Origin of the sequence: Psychrobacillus sp. NPDC093200 (assembly GCF_050280345.1) — a bacterium.
Taxonomy (GTDB): domain Bacteria; phylum Bacillota; class Bacilli; order Bacillales_A; family Planococcaceae; genus Psychrobacillus; species Psychrobacillus faecigallinarum.
This window is the reverse complement of the sequence record NZ_JBNNVC010000002.1, coordinates 800,726-819,250: the sequence shown is the minus strand read 5'-3', so window position 1 is coordinate 819,250 and position 18,525 is coordinate 800,726. Positions and strand designations below refer to the sequence as shown.

The following is an 18,525-nucleotide window of genomic DNA, read 5'->3' as shown; positions in this document are numbered from 1 at the left end:
AAGGGAGCATTCTTTATTGATTGCTTCCTTTTGTTTAAGCCTCATCTTTTGTGTTTAATGCCAATAATTTCTTTCTACTAAACGAGCACATAAAACATAAAACTCTCTTTCGGGATACTTCTGTTTCATTTTATCAATTTTCTTAACAGCAAAATCTTCAGCATCCTCGTAAGTAAGATGAGCAGCTATTCCATCTGTTTTGGGGTACATCGGGGGAGTCGCTTGGTTAATTTGTATGAATGTGAATGTTATATATTTTTTATCGGGGAGGTACTTGTCGCTTTCATCTTCTGCTTTTTGATCATTTTCGGGAAAGTAGAAAGCATTTTGCTGGCTGATTAATCCCGCTCTTTTTAGTACCCATAAATCTGTATACCCCATAGAAATTTCTTCTCTCAGATTTGTATGTATTTCCCTTAAGCTATCACCTATTTTAGGGAAGGCATCTGATCTGTTCGTTAAATAAACAAAATAGTTAACGTTGCGTGTCTCATCCAGTAACTGATGGATCATTGTGTTCCTCCTTTAAAAAATATATCAAGAGTAGTTAAAGTATATTATATTTAATTGTATTAGCATTTATTTGTTTAAGTGTAACATTTATTAGTCTGGGAGGTGATGGGAGAAATGGAAGAATTACTTACTTACATGAAAACATTAGGGGATCAATCTATTCAACGAACACAGCTTAAACATCGTCTAGATTTAGTACAAGCTTTTAAGATTGAAGAGGGTATGCGAGTTTTAGAAGTTGGATGCGGACAAGGTGATACAACAGTTGCGCTTGCAAACGCTGTAGGGGAAACAGGATTTGTAAAGGCAGTCGATATTGCAAGCAGAGAATACGGTGCTCCTATTACCCTCGGAGAAGCAACTGATTTTATTAAGGCTTCTCCATTAGGCAACAGAATTTCCTTTATTTTTGAGGCGGATATTTTGAAGATGAATATAGAGGGAAAATATGATGTAGCCGTTCTCTCTCACTCTCTTTGGTATTTTCAGGATCCGGCTTTGTTGCTTTCATATTTTAAAAAGCTCAAGCATATTGCTAAATGCATATGCATCGCTGAATGGGATTTAGAATGGACGAAGAAAGAGCAACTTGCTCACTTTTATGCAGCCAGCATTTTAGCGATTTATGCTGATCAGTTTGATGACGAGGGCAATATTCAAAATTTATTTCATAAGGAGCAACTAAAAGAAATAATGAAAGAAGCAGGTTGGAAATTACTAGACACAAAAATAGTAGATGCTTCTTTTCTGCAGGACGGGAAATGGGAGATAGACTTTGCAAAATCGATTAGGGAAAAATTCAAAAATTCATCAATCAAAATAAACACGCTGGTTCAAAGTAATTATTCTATGTTAGAAAAGGCAACTTCTCATGGTGAGCAATCGTTAAACAGCGTTGTGTTAATCGCAATTTAACATAATAAATACTCCATAAGTGATCACTCTTATGGAGTATTTATTATGCATGGTTCGTTTCATCATTAACAATATCAGTTATTTCTTTGACTGCCTTAGAGGTTTTCACAAAATGGAGCCATTTTGCATTTGCAGTAATTTTATTTTTTATATGAATCTCCACAATATCTTTGTCTTTTAATATCGTTTGAAGTGAGCTTACCTTGCCGTTTACTTTAGCAAAGGCCATTTTACTTGCCATATTCGGGTTTAGAGCATAAGCAAAATCAATAATATTAGAATTTACCGGCAACCTGATAATATCCATTTTAGGTGTGTATATTTCCATTTCTTTATGAAAAAGTTCTAGGGAGACAAGTTCGCAAAAGGCAATCGAATTATTAGCAATGGATTTAGCAAAAGGAATAGAGCTTCCTAATAGGGACGAGCTCAATGTAGTGGAGTCTATCGATTTTAAGATTGCAAAAATTCCATTTTGGTAAAAATATTGGGTCTGTTGGTCTTGTAAAACAATCGTCAAAGGGACTCCAGCTACCCTTACCTTAGTTTTGAGCTGCTTGATAAAGGGATGTTTTTCAATAGCAATCTGGTCTACAAATTGATCTGGCATAGTTTCAAAGTTGGAATGTACGAGACCAAGAGCTGTATAGCAATTGAAGGGCGAATTGATAGTGATGTGGACGGTGAAAATATCTGAAAGATAAAATCCCTCACTTAACAAATTATATCCTTGAAATAGGGGGATATTAATCCATCTAGATTTTATTATTATGTTAGTTGTATCCTCTTTTTTTAATTTAGTAATAAATTCTTTATATGATTCTTCAAAAACTTTAGTGTAATTGTTTATCTTTTCTTTAAATTGCTTATAACGCTGCGGATGTAAATAGCTAAAGGCTAATTCTTCGAGCTCTCTTTGGAGTGTAAATAATCCTATTCTTTCTGCTAAAGGTGAAAAAAATAGGAGTGTTTCGTTTGAATAGGGAATTTTCTTTTCCGTTCTTTTAATGGCCAGGGTTCTCATATTATGCAATCGATCCGCTAGCTTAATAGCAGCTATTCGTATATCTTGGATAGCGTAGGAGAGGAGTTTTTCCATATTGATAGCGCTATACTCTTCCTTTTCAAAGCTTCCTTTTTCGAACTTTGTCAATCCATCCACGATAAAGGAAACATCATCTCCAAATAAATTTTCTATTTCCTTCAGGTCAATGGTTGTGTCTTCTACAACATCATGAAGTAAAGAGCAGACTAGAGTGGTTAAGTCAGCCTTATATTCCGATAAAATAAGACAAACCTCCAATGGGTGTACAATGTAAGGCTCACCAGTGGCCCTTGTTTGGCCAAAATGTGCTTTTTCAGCAAATTCCATTACTTTTTTTAATTGTTCCATTTCTAATTCCTCTAAATAGTTACAGCTATGTAAAAGCTGCTCTTTTACTTCTTTCATTTGAAATCACCTCCATTTAATAATATATGTATTAAGTCCTCCTTGAGCAAAGCAATTTAGACTATTATTTTGATACTTTTATATGTATTCTACTGAATTTTCAAAAAAACCTTTTTCTTTGTTATAGAGTAATAATAAGTTGGATAAAAGACCTCAAGGTATTCATTTCCAAAATCATGTTAATATAATATTGCATAGACTGGTGTTCGAAATAAGAGGAGTAAATGTGGAAACGCTAGTTAATGCTAGAGCTTGTCGAGAACCACTCCTAAAGTGCTAAGAAGTGTCACGTAAAACGTTGAATCTGTCCTCTAATTGAGTAGAAATCACCCCTAACGGGGGAAGTGTCTTATAAGTTATAGGAACACTCCCCTTAACCAGAGGAACGTTCTTAACAACAGGGGGCAAGAGCCACATCTAACTATTAGGAAATTCTATCACAGCATTATTTTTTGCTTAATAGCTATTTTTTGGCTACATTGTAAATGAACAATATGGAGGGATTTATATGAGATGTGGTGAAAAATACTTTCTAGTGGAGATGGAAGTGAATGGGGTTGTTCAAGTTAAGCCCGTGACCGCAAAATCTCCAATTGAGGCGAGAAAAAATATTCGATTAGAATATGGGGGAGAATCTAAGATTCTTTCTGTAACTGCGGAGAAAAAGAAATAACGGTCATTTATAATTTAGAGAAGCAGCTTCGATTAGAGAGGCTCCTTTATTAATATATCAACCTTCTAAAAATTCTCTTTTATTTGTTAATTATTGTGATATGATAATTTCATCGTAATTTTCAGACAACGGGGGAATTTTTTATGAAGGCTTTTTGGAGATGGATGCTACAGCTGTCTGTAGCATTTATTGGTATCCTACTGATTAGTGGGTTGCCTTTGTTAATCACCGGCTTCCAACAAGGAGAATTTTGGTGGGAAGAATATAGAAATCATTTACTCGGCTTGTTTTCTATAGGAGAATTTCTGGACCGATATGCTGGCATGCATATTGAGGGGTTTGTACAATATTCGTTAGAAGTTTTATTTTTGGCACTTCTGGTTGCTGTTTTGTTGGCGTTATTTTTTACAGTGCTAACTATGCTATGTAAGGAACGGGTTAGACAACGTATTAAAACAGTTTTTTTCTTTTTGGAATCGATTCCGGACATATTGGTTATTATGCTTATTCAGCTATTGATCATTATTATCCATAAGCATACAGGTATATTCTTGAAAATAGCTGTTACTGGTGGGGAAAAAATTTATTTACTTCCCGTGGTTTGTCTGATGATTCTACCAATGGTTCAGCTCTATCGTTTAAGTATGCTTACTTTCGAGGCTGAAGAACGTAAAATGTATGCAGAGCTTGCAAGGTCTCTTGGATTCGGTAAATTGGCTATTCTACTTATACATATTTTTAGAAATGCAGTTATTAGTATTTTCTTTCAATCGAAAAAGACTATGTGGTTCATGCTTTCAAACTTATTCATTCTTGAACGAATGTTCAATATGCCCGGTATTATGTATTATTTGAGCAATAACATTTCAGGAGAGTTATTTTTAATCACGGTATGCAGCTTCTTTTTCCCAGTGTTTCTCCTTTATAGTTTTGGCGAGTGGTATTTTCTACGTCATTTGAACAAAGGGAGAGCAATCGGATGAAGATGAAATCAGTTTGGAGACAGCCATATTTTGTTTTTGGATTTACTATATTAGCCTTCTTTTTAATAGGCAGTTTTATATTTGAGTGGATTTTTGGGCCAGATCCGAAACAAACTTATTTTTTAATGGAAAATGGCAGAGTAATAGAAGCAGCTCCACTATCCCCAAGCTGGATGCACCCACTTGGGACCGATCAATATGGCTATGACATGTTTGCTAAAATCATGCTTGGAGCAAAATATACCATTATATCTGCCATGGGAGTTGCAGCTGTTCGAATGCTTATTGCAGTACCACTAGGATTTGCAATCGGTACTTATTGGCAGAAGAGACGGGCCATTATTAATAGCGCTATCGATCCTCTACATTATATTCCTATGACTATTTTTTCTTATCTTATGCTTTACCCAGTGCTATGGGAGCCGATGGAGGGATTTTCTACAACTGTGTGGGAGAGAATTATTATCCAGGTTGTGCTAATGGCCATTATCACCGTACCAATTGTGGCTTCTCTCATAGGCAACGAGGCCAATCTGCTTTATCAGGAGGAATATATTCTGGCTTCTAAAACGTTAGGGGCTGGTCGACCGAGAATCATTACCCGTCACCTATTTCCAATGATGAGAGAGAAATTATTCGTTTTGTATGGACAACAGGTCGTCGAAACATTAGTTGTGTTTACGCATCTCGGGTTGCTCCAATTGTATATTGGAGGTACAGCAGTTAGCTATGACCCTATGTTTGGAGATCCTCCAAAGTCTATTGCCTATGAATGGGCAGGACTTTTTGGTTCATCTTTCCGATATCTGCAAGGTGTACCATGGCTTCCACTAGGACCTGCTATATGCTTTGCATTGCTCATCTTGGCAATTTCCGCAATGATAGAAGGCTATACTCGCGCAGTGAACGGACAAGTCAATATTCCAAAGAGAAAGAAAGTATCGTTTCTGTCTGAGGACATCATTGAATGGAACCAGCAGCAACTACAAGAAAAGATGCAACTTCTTTATGAGGATAAAGAAAAGCAAAAAGTCTGAGCTTAAGGAGGATATCTTCAATGCTTATTATGGATTCCTTATATGGAGAATTTTATGTAGATGGAGTATTAGAAGAATTAATAAATTGTAAGCCTGTTCAACGATTAAAGGGCATACATCAAGGCGGGGCAAGCTATTTAGTAAAGAAAGAATGGAATGTCACTCGATATGAGCATTCCATTGGTGTCATGCTTCTAGTAAAAAAAATAGGGGGTTCGTTAGAAGAACAGATTGCTGGTCTTCTACACGATGTTTCACATACTGCTTTTTCTCATGTCATCGATTTTGTTCTGGATAATAAGGACGAGGACTATCATGAAAAAATATATAGTAGAATAATTAACGGTTCCTCAATACCTACTATCCTAACTAAATATGGATATAACTTAAAAGACATCCTATTTAATGATTCGAGATGGTCCTTGCTCGAGCAAAGTGCCCCTGATTTATGTGCAGATCGTGTCGATTACACATTACGCGATCTGTATGCCTATGGAAATATTTCAATGGAAGAAGTTCAACATTTTTTACAGAATCTAATCGTGAAAGACGGTAAAATGGTTCTTCCAAATATAGAAATCGCCGAGTGGTTTACATCGGTCTACTATGAGGAAGTAATTGATTTCTTTATGAATCCTTTAAATTTATATGGCAACTACCAGTTAGCTTTTGTTTTAAAGGCAGCATTGGATAAACAAATCATCACATTAGAGGATTTTCTTTTGGAGGATGATCAGTTGCTCCAATTGGTAGTATGCTCACAGGATGATGAAATTCAACATGCTCTTCAAAAGCTTCATCCTTCTGTTGAAGTGATAGACGAGCTAACCAATTATGATTTTCATCAGAAAATGAAGGTTAGACTAATAGACCCTCTAGTTTGTTCGGAAAATGGTTTAGTAAGAGCTTCTGACTGCTCTAAGCAGATTCAAAAATTAAACCAAACGGCATTGCAACGAGCAGTAAAAGGAACCTATGTAAAAATTTTATCTTGCTAATAAAGACAAGCCTATATCGTGATTAGGCTTGTCTTTATTTTGTTATTAGAATTAGTGTCCCAATTACCTGTTGAAATTGTTTCTCATGAGTAATGAATTTATTCAATTTATTCGATTAAGTGTTTTCCTTCCTAATGGTCTACATTACCATTGAATAAGAACGTACGTTTGCAATATAATAATAAGAACGAACGAATGTTCCTTTCGAAGGAGAGTAGATTTTATGTATGAGGGCTTAGAAAATCGAAATATTATTTGCATCGACATTCGAAGCTTTTTTGCGAGCTGTGCAGCGGCAGAAGCAGGACTAGATGTGATGAATACGCCTATTGCTGTTATTGGAAACTTGGAGCAGAAGGGGAGCATTGTGCTTGCTGCTTCTCCTCCAATGAAAAAAAGGTTTGGCGTAAAGACCGGGACGAGGTTATTTGAAATACCAGACGATCCTTCTATCCATCTGTTGGAACCAAAAATGGAATTTTTTGTTCGAGTTTCAATGGAAATCACGCGCTATTTGAATCAGTTTGTCCCAAGTGAAGCGATTCATGTCTATAGTGTGGATGAATGCTTTGCAGACCTTGGGGGAACAGAAAGGCTTTGGGGGCCAATTGAGAACACGGTGAAACGTATACAGGACGGTTTGCATTATCAGTTTCAGCTTCCATGTGCTGTTGGACTGGGGCCAAATATGCTTATGGCAAAGCTGGCGCTTGATTTGGATGCCAAAAAAACAGGTTTTGCCAAATGGACGTATGAAGATGTTCAACAAAAGCTATGGCCTGTTTCACCTTTAAGTAAAATGTGGGGAATTGGCTCTCGTTTAGAAAAAACACTAAATAACATGGGGATTTTCAATGTAGGACAGCTAGCAAAAACTCCCTTGAAGTTGTTGGAGGATAAATTTGGAGTGATGGGAAATCAATTGTATCACCATGCCTGGGGGATAGATCTCTCTGAACTGGGAGCGCCCATTGTAGACGGCCAGATAAGCTATGGAAAGGGGCAGGTGTTGTTTCGAGATTACCGGACAAAAAAAGAAGTAATGGCAGTCATATTGGAAATGTGTGAGGATGTGGCAAGACGAGCAAGAGAGGCTAATATGGTGGGGCGCACTATACATCTTGCAGTGGGCTATAGTAAAGACTCTTTTGGGGGAGGATTTAATCGTTCACGCTCCATAGATGAACCGACGAATGCGACTATGAAGATTTATAAAATTTGCGAAAAAATATTTGATGAGTTTTATGACCGTAGTCCAGTGAGAAGGCTATCCATTTCTATCACTAATCTAGAGCCGGAGAACTCTATGCAGCTTAGCCTTTTTGAAGAAGGAAAGTGGAAGGAACGCAAGCTTGGAAAGACGATGGATTATCTGCGTAGCAAGTATGGTTCAACCGCTATTTTACGCGCAGTTTCCTATACCGAAGCTGGCACTGCAGTGAAACGAGCGGGCTTGCTCGGAGGTCATAAGAAATAGGATGAACAAATATTATAGAAAAAATACGATAAAAAAACCCTGTGAAAATTAATCATATTCTCACAGGGAAGGTCAGTTAAAGCAGCTTAATCATAATGGTGTCATTCGGCATAACTTTTGCGCTTGGCTTAATCGATAGACCATTTACTAAAATAAAACCATTTCTTATTTTGTCTACAACAGCTGTTCTGCTCCAGTCAGGTATTTGTTGAGAAAGAAGAAAATCAATTCGATAAACTCCTTCTACAGATTTAATCGTTACATGAACTTCCGATATAAGCTTTTCCATATAAAGATTTACAGGTAGCTCTGTCAACGTGCTTTCTTTGTTTACAGGTTCACGACCGTGGACTCTTTCATGTCTTCGAAAAGTTTTATAAATATCTAATTTTTTATTCCAGGTATGGTTTTTTTCGCATTTATAAATGGCAAAACGGTATATATGCTTTCCATTTGAATTATGTCTTCGAATATTTGTATCAGTAAACAAGGAATTTTTCCCGCACATTTTACAGTGCTTTACTTCTCTACGAATCGTTTGTTTTTTTAGTATTTCCCAATTGTGATATACAACGGTCATTTCCTTCACCTCATATAAGATAAAGGAACAATCGCATCCGTTTGGATGTTGGCAGGATCGTTATTAATTTGCACTAAAAAAGGCCCCTAAAAGGACCTCAAAAAGCATACGAAACTACTGGTTTGCTCTTGTCCCTTTGTAATGGTAGATGGGCAGACTAATCCCTTGGTTAAAACAGATGTTTTTAAGGGAAAGTGCTATCCAATTTAGTTGGTCCATTACAAAGTAAAAGTTGGCATACGAGTTTTTGTATCCTTTCTCCAAACAGATTTAATTATATTATAACATATAACAGTATTTTTAGAATAGTTAAATTAAGGTGAATTCTTTCGTCATCAAGATATGAGGAATACCATCTTCCATGAAGATATCCGAAGTTGTTTTGTATCCAAGTCCAGTATAAAATCCTTCAGCATGGGTTTGACCATGAAGCTTCACTTTCGAAACTTTCAATTCTTTCGCAACATCCTCCAGAGCTTTGACAATTACTTTCCCTAATCCTAATTTTCGATAAGGCGGAAGAATACAAATACGCTCTAGCTTTCCGAATTCATCTACTACTCTTAAGCGACCTGTCCCAACTGCTACATTGTCAATTAAAACTAGAATATGCTGACAATCCCCGGAAAGGGTATCAAATTGGTCAAATTCATCTTCTAAAGGCACACCCTGTTCTTTAACAAATACTTCTTCTCTAATTGCGAAAGCTTTTTTTAAATCCTCTTGGGAGGTAATTTTATTTGATTTCAATTTTTTCAGTCCTTTCCCTTTTTTCTATAAAGTTAGTTTATTTTTATTTAAATTGCAATGGGAAACCTTTGGAAATGAGAAGGTGATTAAACTGCTAAAGGCGAATATATAGGAAGAAGTTAAGGGGGGGATGTTTTTGTATTTGATTAATATAGCTGTAATTGCAGCTTCTTTTTCACTAGTAACTATTTTCTCCCTTTTTGTCTTAAAAAGATGCAACAGGCAGATGGCCATGATTACCAACTTTATAGCGAGTTTCATGCTATTAGCGTCGGCCTCTATATTTCTTTATCAACAGAACCCTAGCGAATTTCTAAAAGAGACAAATGGATTGTTAATCATGCTTCTGTTTTTCCCCATCAACGTATGGGTTACTTGTCTAATCATTATGCTGAAAAGTAATAAAGTAAACAAACCATACCAAACGTAATAGGAGCTGCTATGAAATGTGCTATGCAAACACCTTTATCACCATTTCAGAGGACTCGACAGTTATATCTGCAATAGTCCCCACACCAAAACACAATAAGCCAACAATTGCTTCTATAGAATATGATCTTATTTATCGTAATCCATACGAGTACACCCAGAAGGATGTGCAGTTTTTAACCTACTTAATAAAAAATCAAATTGAAATGAATAATTTAGAAGAAAAGAGAAGCGAGTTTTTCAGCAAATCTAAGGCATGCTTTAGAGCCTCCCCACTCGTTAAAAATTATGGTTGGGGAATTCATTATAATGAGGTTGGGAAGGTTGCTATCTATGAAAAAGGAAGTGAGCACTACAAACAATTGGAGAATAGCTCGCAGTTAAAAATTTTAAAGGGCATGCGTACTAAAAAAACTGTAAGGGTGGATTAAAATGGAGAAAATTTTTTATCGACATATGGATCAAGTACGGGAGCTCACATTAAAGGCTATCAAGCAAATACCAGAAAACCTAGCAGACGAAATTCCAAATGGCTTTAACAACAACATCCGATGGAATTTTGGGCATATTGCTTATACCCAAGAAAAGTTATGCTTTATGCTACTAGGGATAGAGATGGGTGTACCAGATACTTATGAAACCTATTTTGCAGCAGGAACAAAACCTGCAAAGTGGAGAGAAACACCTTCAACGCTAGAGGAAATTGCTCAAGTACTAGTAGAGCAATCACATAGGATTAAACAAACATTTCCAATTGAACAGTCACTACCTAAGCCTTTTACAAACAAGATGGGCGTTACATTTAATACTAGTACAGAGGCTCTTCTATTCAGCTTTTATCATGAAGGTATACATATGGAAACGATTCAACGATTATATAAACTAGTTTCCGACTACTAATTGGTTATGTTGAATACGTGGAGCACAATCAATGAATGATAGTGGATTGACTGCATAGCGTGAATTTATTTATGACCGGATAGCGAGAATTTATGACCGTATAAAAAATTTTATAACCGTATAGCCAGGATTTATAACCGTTCGCTCATTACGAGCAACAAAGGATAGGTGTTTAGATGAATAAAGTTGAAGAGGATACTATTGATCCGTACATTTTTAGCCTACTTGAACATGCTACCTCAAGCGATAAAGTTTTACGTGAATATAATCTTTATCAACAAATTAAGACAAGAAAGCTATATGGCTGGAAAAGAAACAACGATTATGTGGGCTGTATAGGCATTGAGATGACACTTAGTAATGAGGCAGAGATCAAACATATCGCTGTTTCTCCAAATCTTCGAGAACAACGAATAGGAAGTAAAATGTTGGACTATATGGTGAAGGAACTGGGAATTCGCCGTTTGACTGCGGAAACCGACCAGGACGCAGTTGGCTTTTATAGAAACTATGGATTTATTGTTTCAAGCATTGGTGAGAAATACCCAGGGGTCGAGCGTTTCTGGTGTGAATGGGAAAAAAAGAGTAAGTAACATTTAGGCTAACTGAAGAAGCCGACCGATTATCGGAAAGAGCGAACCAATTATGTTTTCAATTTTTCGTTTGATATGGAGGGAAAGTTATGTTTTTTGAGATGACAGTGCAAATTAGAGTTTCTAATTTCCAAGAAGGTCATAGATGGTATAAAACTTTGTTGAAAAAAGAGGCAGATCTTATTCCGCATGGTGGATTTGTTGAATGGGAGGTAATTCCTGGATGCTGGCTTCAAGTCTCAGAAGGAGTTCCCGCACAAGGGAGTGGACCACTTCGATTAGGAGTGAAAGACCTAACTGTGGAACGTGAAAGAATAATGAAGGAGCTTCGTGTTGATTATTTTGATATTCATTCGCGACAGGAAGTTGGTGCTAAATGGGCTACATTTTCAGATCCATGGGGAAATCAAATAGGATTTTTTGAATACATCAATAAACTGGAAGAGAAAGAGCGAATACAAACAGTAACGAATCTAAAATAGTCAAAACCGGAAAGGACTAGCTTATGCGAGTAAATGTAAACCTTTTTTCATTTATCATTGCGCTTATTTCCGTAATCCTATTTCTAGTCTTGACATCTTCTAATTATTGGATAGATTTATCCATGCAAACACTAGGCTGGCATCCCTTGTTTATAGTGCTCGGCTTAACACTAGCTACCTTTGTTTTGGCAGTTGTTGGTTTTAAGGACATAAAGGGCTGGGCGGCGATGACAAGAGGTATTATTACGCTGGCAGTATCTACAGGGTTATCAATTATTGCAATTTTCATACTTTTTATTGGTAAGCTAATGAGCTAGTCTACAACAAAAAGGAGTTTTATATGAATATTAGTATTGAAATGCTAAGCTTGGATGATTTAACAGATTTATATCTTTTTGAACAGAAGAACAGAGTATATTTTGAACAGATGGTCCCCTCTCGAGGAGAAGAATACTATCTTCCAGAAATTTTTAATAGTAGAAATAAGACTTTGCTAGAAGAACAGGCAAGAGGTGAGTCTTATTTTTATCTCATCAAACAAGATAATGCTATTATAGGACGCATCAATTTAGTAGATATTGATAAAAAACAAAAAAGAGGTGAGTTAGGCTACAGAATTGGAGAGGTGAATACTGGCAAAGGTATTGCCAGTTTGGCCTTGCAAATGTTATTGCAGACTATTTCATGGGAAGAGATTAACCAAGTAGATGCAAAGACAACAACAAATAACATCCCTTCTCAAAAAGTTTTAGAGAAAAATGGATTCCAGAAAATCTCATCTCATAAAGAATTCTATTATATGAACGGTGAGAAAATAGAGTTCATTAGTTATAGGAAAGAGGTTGAAAAGTGAATGTAAGGATACATAGGGAGTTTTAAGCGATTTCGTTTATGAAATGAAGTCTATTCCCTTGAAACAATTAGGCAAAAACGATGAGGCATATCATAAGAGGCATTGTTTTTGCCATTTTGAATTCTATAGGCAATGCACATAGCTAGAGGAGTAGCTTGAATATACATTCATTATAGAGGACATCCCCTATGTCTTCCTTGCTCCTGATTTACTCCTCGTAAATCATTTTTTTCGTCATCCCGCCATCAACGGTCACATTAATACCTGTTACAAAGTCGTTTGATGGGTCCGTCAGATATATACAAGCCTTTGCAATGTCGTTAGGTTTTCCTACACGGCCTGAGAAATGCTGGCTGTGATCCACTGCTCGTAATTTGTCATAGTTCCCAGTTTCGATCCAGCCAGGAGATATACAATTGACCATAATATGATCAGGAGCTAGCGAGCTGGCAAGAGAATGTGTTAATGCAATAATTCCGCCTTTTGTGGCTGCATAGGACTCTGAGTTGGGCTCTGACATGAACGCTCTTGTGGAAGCCATCGACACAATTGAGCCACCGTGCTCATTGTTTCTCATTACCTTGGCCGCTTCCCTAGAACAAAGAAAGACACTGCGTAAATTTGTATTGATAATGTCATCCCAATCCTCTAAAGACAAATCATAAGGGGAGCTGGGCTTAAACTTACCAGCGTTGTTAACTAGAATGTCAATGGTGCCGAATTTCCTAGTAGTTTGTGTCATTAGATTCATGACATCCTTTTCAATTCGGACATCTGTCTGTATAAAAAGGCAGGAGTAACCTTGTTGTAACAATGAAACCTCCGTTTCTTTACCTAGAGTTTCGTCGATATCGGCCAAAACCACATTAGCTCCTTTTTCCGCGTATACCAGTGCCAAACCTCTACCAATACCTTGAGCTGCCCCTGTTATAATTACCACCTTGTCTTTGAACATGCTTATGCCACCTTTCAGTAGTTTTTATTAAATGTATCATAATTATTTTTTTTGTGTTTTCGTAATCGAAAGCTTCTAATATAGCTCGTTGGAATTATTTCAGATTTCGAATTATTTTGTTTTCCCATCTTTCGTAATGTTCAAACATTTGCTAAACTAGTAAAGTCTTAATTTGTAATTTGGGGGAAATAAAGTGAAAGTATTCTTGGAGTTGGGTTGGTATTTTAAACAAAGGAAAAAGCAATACTTATTTGGTATTTTAATGCTTCTTTTTGTAGCATTTTTGCAGCTTTTTCCACCAAAAATTATTGGTTTAGTAGTTGATGAGATTCATGAGGGTACGCTGACAAGCGAATTCTTAATAAAATGGCTTGCAATTTTGGCTGCTGCCGCTTTGGGCATGTATGTTTTGCGGTATTATTGGAGAATTATGATTTTCGGCTCTTCCATTTATCTCGCAAGATTATTGAGAGAAAAGTTATTTCATCATTTCACCAAAATGGCTCCTTCCTTTTATCAGAAAAAGAGAGTTGGAGATTTAATGGCTCACGCAACTAATGATTTGTCTGCTGTGCAGCAAACTGCTGGTTCGGGGGTTTTGACATTGGTTGATTCCTTAGCAACTGGAGGTTTTGTAATTGCCGCTATGGCTTTTACGATTAACTGGAAACTTACAATCATTGCTTTGCTTCCTTTACCGTTGATGGCAATCTCTACTAGTTATTATGGGAAGCTGCTACACCAACGTTTCCGTTTCGCGCAGGAGGCTTTCTCAAATTTAAATGATAAAGCTCAAGAAAGCATTTCAGGTGTAAAGGTTATTAAAACTTTTGGACAAGAGAAAGAAGATACAGACGACTTTGTTCACCTTTCTAAAGAAGTTGTAGACAAAAATATGCATGTTGCGAAAGTGGATTCTCTGTTTGACCCTACGATTTCTTTAGTAGTTGGAATGTGTTTTTTCTTATCGATTGTGTTCGGAACACGTTTTATATTGGCAGAAGAGATGAGCGTAGGAGACCTCTTTGCATTCACTTCGTATTTAGGCTTATTGGTGTGGCCGATGCTTGCTTTCGGATGGTTGTTTAACATTGTTGAACGTGGGAGAGCTTCCTATGACCGAATTCGAAATATCCTAGAGGAAGAAATTGAAATTGATGACCATGTTGGGGCTTTAGAGATTAAGCCTGCTGGCGATATTCACTTTGATATCGAACAGTTCAAGTTTACTGGAGATGATCGTGTTGCCCTTCGTGACATTCATTTTACCCTTAAACAAGGTGAAACGCTTGGGATTGTTGGAAAGACAGGTTCAGGAAAAACAGCAATTTTAAAATTGCTTATGAGAGAGTTTGAGGGCTACCAGGGAAGAATCATGTATGGTAATCATTCCATTGATGCATATAAGAAAAGAAACCTGCGAGAAGCAATCGGTTATGTGCCACAGGATCACTTCTTATTTTCCACTACTGTTGCGGGCAATATTGCATTTGCAAATGCTGGGGCAACAATGGAGGAAGTATATGAAGCCGCAAAGTTAGCAAATATCCATGAGGATATACTGCAGTTCACAGATGGCTATAACACGATTGTCGGTGAACGTGGAGTGTCATTATCGGGCGGACAAAAGCAACGCATATCCATAGCACGCGCTCTTATGATTAAGCCTGAATTGCTTATACTAGACGATTCTCTGTCTGCAGTAGATGCAAGGACAGAGGAAGCAATTTTAGAAGCACTGAAGAAAAATCGAACAGATGAAACAACGATTATTACTTCCCATCGTTTGAGTGCTATTCAGCACGCTCATCAAATTATTGTAATGGATGAAGGTACTATTTTAGAAAAAGGAACTCATGAGGAGTTAATGAGGCTAAAAGGGATGTATTATGAAATGTATCAATTACAGCAACTAGAAACACTTGTGGAAAAAGGAGGTAGCGTCTGATGAATGAAAAGCAGCCAGTGCTTACAGGAAAAGACCAATGGCAAGTTCTCAAAAGACTGCTCACTTACCTAAAACCACATAAAAAAGCGATTACTCTTGCCTTGTTTCTATTAATATTAACAGTGACGGGAGATATTCTTGGACCATACTTGATTAAAACCTTTATGGACAATTATTTAACTCCTAGAATATTCCCAACGGGTCCACTTGTTGGACTAGCGCTAGGATATATTTTTATTCAAATAGGAAATATTATAGTTAGTTACTTTCAATTATTGAAGTTCCAAGAAATTGCCTTAAAGATAATACAGCAAATGCGTATAGACGTCTTTTCAAAGGTGCATCGACTAGGAATGCGCTATTTCGATAAAACGCCTGCCGGTAGCATCGTATCTAGGGTAACAAATGATACAGAGGCTATTAAGGATATGTTTGTGAGCGTACTAGTAGGCTTTATACAAAGTGGATTCCTAATCATCGGGGTCTATATTGCCATGTTCCTATTGAACGTGAAGCTTGCTTTAATAACAACTGTATTACTTCCGATTCTATTTGTGATTATTGTTACCTACCGTCGATATAGTTCGGTAGTATATCAGGATTTACGCGAAAGACTTAGTCAATTGAATGCCAAGCTTGCTGAATCCTTACAAGGGATGACGATGATTCAAGCGTTTAGGCAGGAGGATAGACTTCAAGATGAGTTCAATGATATAAACAACTCACATTGGAAGGCTGGAAGAAAAAACATTAAATTAGATAGCTTGTTACTACGCCCTGCAATTGATATGGTTTACGCACTTGCGATCATTATCTTGCTGAGCTATTTTGGAATCACTTCTATGAACAATATTGTGGAGGTTGGGGTTATCTATGCTTTTGTCACATATATTGATAGATTCTTTGAACCCATCAATCAAGTGATGCAGAGATTATCTATTTTTCAACAAGCAATCGTAGCAGCTTCCCGAGTATTTAAGCTATTAGATGAAAATGACCTAACTCCAGAACAGCAAAATAAAGAAACTGCAAAAATTGAGTCAGGGAAAATAGAGTTTAAAAATGTTACCTTTTCCTATGATGGAAAAACAGATGTGCTGAAAAATATCTCATTCACAGCTGAGCCAGGTCAAACAGTCGCACTAGTTGGACACACTGGAAGTGGAAAAAGTTCCATTATCAACTTGCTTATGCGCTTCTATGAGTTCGAACGTGGAGATATAAGAATTGATGATCATTCTATTAAAGAGTTTCCAATGGCCGAGATTAGAAATAAGTTGGGGCTAGTGCTACAGGATCCATTCCTCTTTTATGGAGACATTGAAAGCAACATTAGACTTCACGCACCCGATATGACAGACGAAGAAGTAAGAAATGCTGCGGAGTTCGTGCAGGCTAACAAATTTATTGAAAAATTACCAAAGGGTTATAAGCAAAAAGTTTCTGAGAGAGGATCTACATTCTCAAGTGGACAAAGGCAGCTAATTGCCTTCGCAAGAACAATTGCCACTAATCCGAAAATCCTCGTCTTGGATGAGGCAACTGCCAATATAGATACAGAAACTGAGGTAGCGATACAAAGCAGTCTTGAAAATATGCGAAAAGGAAGAACAACGATTGCGATTGCCCATCGATTAAGTACAATCCAGGATGCAGAACTAATACTTGTACTTCATCATGGAGAGATTGTAGAAAGAGGGACACATCAGCAATTATTAAATGAAAAAGGGTTATATCATAAGATGTACCTGCTACAAAATGGAGTTGTAGATGATATAGCATAAAAAATTCAAAAAGCTGTCACAAGCATTAATAGAGTAAAAGTATGGGAAATTTGATACGATAGGAACAGTAATTCGGAAAGGAAGACTGCCGTGAGTTCAGATGTTAATTTACTACTGGCGTTCGGTGCTGGGTTTTTAAGCTTTATTTCCCCATGTACTTTACCGTTGTATCCCGCATTTCTATCTTATATTACTGGAATGTCTTTAGAAGAACTTAAAACCGATAGAAAGCTAATGCAAAAAAGAGGAATGCTTCATACTTTGTTTTTCTTGCTTGGCTTCTCTGTCATATTCATTGCATTAGGTTTTGCCACTTCCTTTGTAGGAACATTTTTTATTCAATACGATGATTTGATACGTCAGGTCGGTGCTATATTTATCGTAGCGTTTGGATTAATGGTAGTCGGCGTTTTTAAACCTGAATTTTTAATGAAGGAGAAAAGATTACAGTTTAAAAACAAACCATCTGGTTACATAGGAACTGCATTAATCGGTATGGCTTTTGCAGCAGGCTGGCAGCCTTGTACAGGGCCAATCTTAGCTTCTGTATTGCTATTAGCTAGTTCTAACCCTGGGTCAGGTGTTTGGTATATGCTCGCATATGTATTAGGCTTTGCTATTCCTTTCTTTGTCCTTTCGTTCTTTATAACACGCTTGAACTGGATTCGTAAAAATAGTAACCTGATTGTTAAAATCGGTGGCTATATTATGATCGCATTAGGAATTTTGTTGTTTTTCGACGGATTAACTTATATAATTCGTATTTTAAGCCCTATTTTTGGAGACTTTACCGGATTTTAAGTAAGGAGGCAATAATATGCCGACAGTTTTAGTAGTGGATGATGCGGTATTCATGCGAACAACGATTAAACGAATGCTACAAGATCATCAATTTGATATAGTGGGTGAAGCCACTAACGGGCTTGAGGCGATCGAGCAATATAGGAATTTAAAACCGGATGTGGTGACAATGGATGTTACCATGCCGACAATGACAGGTATCGAAGCTGTAAAGCATATCGTTACTGAATTTCCTGATGCGAAGATTGTTATGGTCACTGCACTTGGCCAACAAAAACTAATTGTAGATGCTTTAGAATACGGAGCGAAGGATTTTATCACCAAACCTTTTGATCCTGATCAGCTTATTAATGTGTTACGTAATGTAACTGAAGTGTTTTAAAAAATTTAAATGAAGAATTTAT

At 36.9% G+C, this 18,525-nt stretch carries 22 protein-coding genes; 17 read left to right on the top strand and 5 right to left on the bottom strand.

Annotated elements, in window-relative coordinates; genetic code table 11:
• Nucleotides 1–54: 54 nt before the first annotated feature.
• Nucleotides 55–513 (bottom strand): hypothetical protein, encoded by a 459-nt coding sequence (locus tag ACQKNZ_RS11780; RefSeq protein WP_340863138.1) that lies wholly within the window; start codon nt 511–513, stop codon nt 55–57.
• A gap of 114 nt (nt 514–627) precedes the next feature.
• On the opposite strand from ACQKNZ_RS11780, the gene ACQKNZ_RS11775 reads away from it, so the two are divergent.
• Complete coding sequence (locus tag ACQKNZ_RS11775; protein ID WP_427659825.1) at nt 628–1,428, top strand: class I SAM-dependent methyltransferase; 801 nt, start codon at nt 628–630, stop codon at nt 1,426–1,428.
• A gap of 43 nt (nt 1,429–1,471) precedes the next feature.
• Here ACQKNZ_RS11775 and ACQKNZ_RS11770 read toward each other — a convergent pair whose 3' ends face one another.
• Nucleotides 1,472–2,878, bottom strand: coding sequence for an HD domain-containing protein (locus ACQKNZ_RS11770; protein WP_427659823.1), 1,407 nt, complete (start codon nt 2,876–2,878; stop codon nt 1,472–1,474).
• Between the two features lie 508 nt (nt 2,879–3,386).
• Between ACQKNZ_RS11770 and ACQKNZ_RS11765 the strand changes: the two genes are divergently transcribed.
• From ACQKNZ_RS11765 to ACQKNZ_RS11745, 5 genes are all read left to right on the top strand, one after another.
• Nucleotides 3,387–3,551: a hypothetical protein gene (locus tag ACQKNZ_RS11765; protein ID WP_427659821.1), complete on the top strand. Its 165-nt coding sequence runs from the start codon at nt 3,387–3,389 to the stop codon at nt 3,549–3,551.
• 143 nt (nt 3,552–3,694) lie between these two features.
• The gene (locus tag ACQKNZ_RS11760) at nt 3,695–4,534 is read left to right on the top strand and encodes an ABC transporter permease subunit (RefSeq protein WP_427659819.1); all 840 of its coding nucleotides are present in this window, start codon (nt 3,695–3,697) and stop codon (nt 4,532–4,534) included.
• On the top strand, nt 4,531–5,571 hold the full coding sequence (locus tag ACQKNZ_RS11755) for an ABC transporter permease (protein ID WP_229654076.1): 1,041 nt from the start codon (nt 4,531–4,533) through the stop codon (nt 5,569–5,571). The genes ACQKNZ_RS11760 and ACQKNZ_RS11755 overlap by 4 nt, the downstream gene beginning before the upstream one ends.
• Nucleotides 5,572–5,591: 20 nt before the next feature.
• Nucleotides 5,592–6,569: an HD domain-containing protein gene (locus tag ACQKNZ_RS11750; RefSeq protein ID WP_427659817.1), complete on the top strand. Its 978-nt coding sequence runs from the start codon at nt 5,592–5,594 to the stop codon at nt 6,567–6,569.
• 223 nt (nt 6,570–6,792) lie between these two features.
• Entirely contained in the window at nt 6,793–8,046 is a 1,254-nt protein-coding gene (locus ACQKNZ_RS11745; RefSeq protein WP_144536520.1) for a DNA polymerase thumb domain-containing protein, read from the top strand.
• Between the two features lie 76 nt (nt 8,047–8,122).
• Here the strand turns inward: ACQKNZ_RS11745 and ACQKNZ_RS11740 are convergent, their stop codons facing one another.
• Complete coding sequence (locus ACQKNZ_RS11740) at nt 8,123–8,626, bottom strand: cytoplasmic protein (protein ID WP_154310850.1); 504 nt, start codon at nt 8,624–8,626, stop codon at nt 8,123–8,125.
• Nucleotides 8,627–8,935: 309 nt separating this feature from the next.
• On the bottom strand, nt 8,936–9,376 hold the full coding sequence (locus tag ACQKNZ_RS11735) for a GNAT family N-acetyltransferase (RefSeq protein ID WP_427659814.1): 441 nt from the start codon (nt 9,374–9,376) through the stop codon (nt 8,936–8,938).
• Between the two features lie 136 nt (nt 9,377–9,512).
• Between ACQKNZ_RS11735 and ACQKNZ_RS11730 the strand changes: the two genes are divergently transcribed.
• The 7 genes from ACQKNZ_RS11730 to ACQKNZ_RS11700 all read left to right on the top strand — a co-directional run bounded on the left by ACQKNZ_RS11730 (nt 9,513) and on the right by ACQKNZ_RS11700 (nt 12,633).
• The gene (locus ACQKNZ_RS11730; protein WP_427659812.1) at nt 9,513–9,806 is read left to right on the top strand and encodes a hypothetical protein; all 294 of its coding nucleotides are present in this window, start codon (nt 9,513–9,515) and stop codon (nt 9,804–9,806) included.
• Between the two features lie 16 nt (nt 9,807–9,822).
• Complete coding sequence (locus ACQKNZ_RS11725; protein ID WP_427659810.1) at nt 9,823–10,236, top strand: DUF6157 family protein; 414 nt, start codon at nt 9,823–9,825, stop codon at nt 10,234–10,236.
• 1 nt (nt 10,237) lies between these two features.
• Nucleotides 10,238–10,705: a DinB family protein gene (locus ACQKNZ_RS11720; protein ID WP_340844427.1), complete on the top strand. Its 468-nt coding sequence runs from the start codon at nt 10,238–10,240 to the stop codon at nt 10,703–10,705.
• Between the two features lie 176 nt (nt 10,706–10,881).
• Nucleotides 10,882–11,298: a GNAT family N-acetyltransferase gene (locus tag ACQKNZ_RS11715; protein WP_427659808.1), complete on the top strand. Its 417-nt coding sequence runs from the start codon at nt 10,882–10,884 to the stop codon at nt 11,296–11,298.
• A gap of 89 nt (nt 11,299–11,387) precedes the next feature.
• Nucleotides 11,388–11,780, top strand: coding sequence for a VOC family protein (locus ACQKNZ_RS11710; RefSeq protein WP_340863144.1), 393 nt, complete (start codon nt 11,388–11,390; stop codon nt 11,778–11,780).
• Between the two features lie 23 nt (nt 11,781–11,803).
• Nucleotides 11,804–12,097, top strand: a complete 294-nt coding sequence (locus tag ACQKNZ_RS11705; protein ID WP_340863145.1) for a hypothetical protein — start codon at nt 11,804–11,806, stop codon at nt 12,095–12,097.
• Between the two features lie 23 nt (nt 12,098–12,120).
• Nucleotides 12,121–12,633, top strand: coding sequence for a GNAT family N-acetyltransferase (locus ACQKNZ_RS11700; protein ID WP_144536501.1), 513 nt, complete (start codon nt 12,121–12,123; stop codon nt 12,631–12,633).
• A 208-nt stretch (nt 12,634–12,841) separates the two neighbouring features.
• Here the strand turns inward: ACQKNZ_RS11700 and ACQKNZ_RS11695 are convergent, their stop codons facing one another.
• Nucleotides 12,842–13,588 carry an SDR family NAD(P)-dependent oxidoreductase gene (locus ACQKNZ_RS11695; RefSeq protein ID WP_144536499.1) on the bottom strand — a complete coding sequence of 249 codons (747 nt, stop codon included), beginning with the start codon at nt 13,586–13,588 and terminating at the stop codon, nt 12,842–12,844.
• 193 nt (nt 13,589–13,781) lie between these two features.
• On the opposite strand from ACQKNZ_RS11695, the gene ACQKNZ_RS11690 reads away from it, so the two are divergent.
• The 4 genes from ACQKNZ_RS11690 (at nt 13,782) to ACQKNZ_RS11675 (ending at nt 18,503) form a co-directional block, all read left to right on the top strand.
• Complete coding sequence (locus ACQKNZ_RS11690; RefSeq protein WP_427659804.1) at nt 13,782–15,536, top strand: ABC transporter ATP-binding protein; 1,755 nt, start codon at nt 13,782–13,784, stop codon at nt 15,534–15,536.
• A complete protein-coding gene (locus ACQKNZ_RS11685) occupies nt 15,536–17,320 on the top strand; it encodes an ABC transporter ATP-binding protein (protein WP_151109895.1) in 1,785 nt (594 codons plus the stop codon). The genes ACQKNZ_RS11690 and ACQKNZ_RS11685 overlap by 1 nt, the downstream gene beginning before the upstream one ends.
• Before the next feature lie 90 nt (nt 17,321–17,410).
• Entirely contained in the window at nt 17,411–18,121 is a 711-nt protein-coding gene (locus ACQKNZ_RS11680) for a cytochrome c biogenesis CcdA family protein (RefSeq protein ID WP_144536493.1), read from the top strand.
• Nucleotides 18,122–18,137: 16 nt separating this feature from the next.
• Nucleotides 18,138–18,503 (top strand): response regulator, encoded by a 366-nt coding sequence (locus ACQKNZ_RS11675; protein WP_144536491.1) that lies wholly within the window; start codon nt 18,138–18,140, stop codon nt 18,501–18,503.
• Nucleotides 18,504–18,525: the final 22 nt, after the last annotated feature.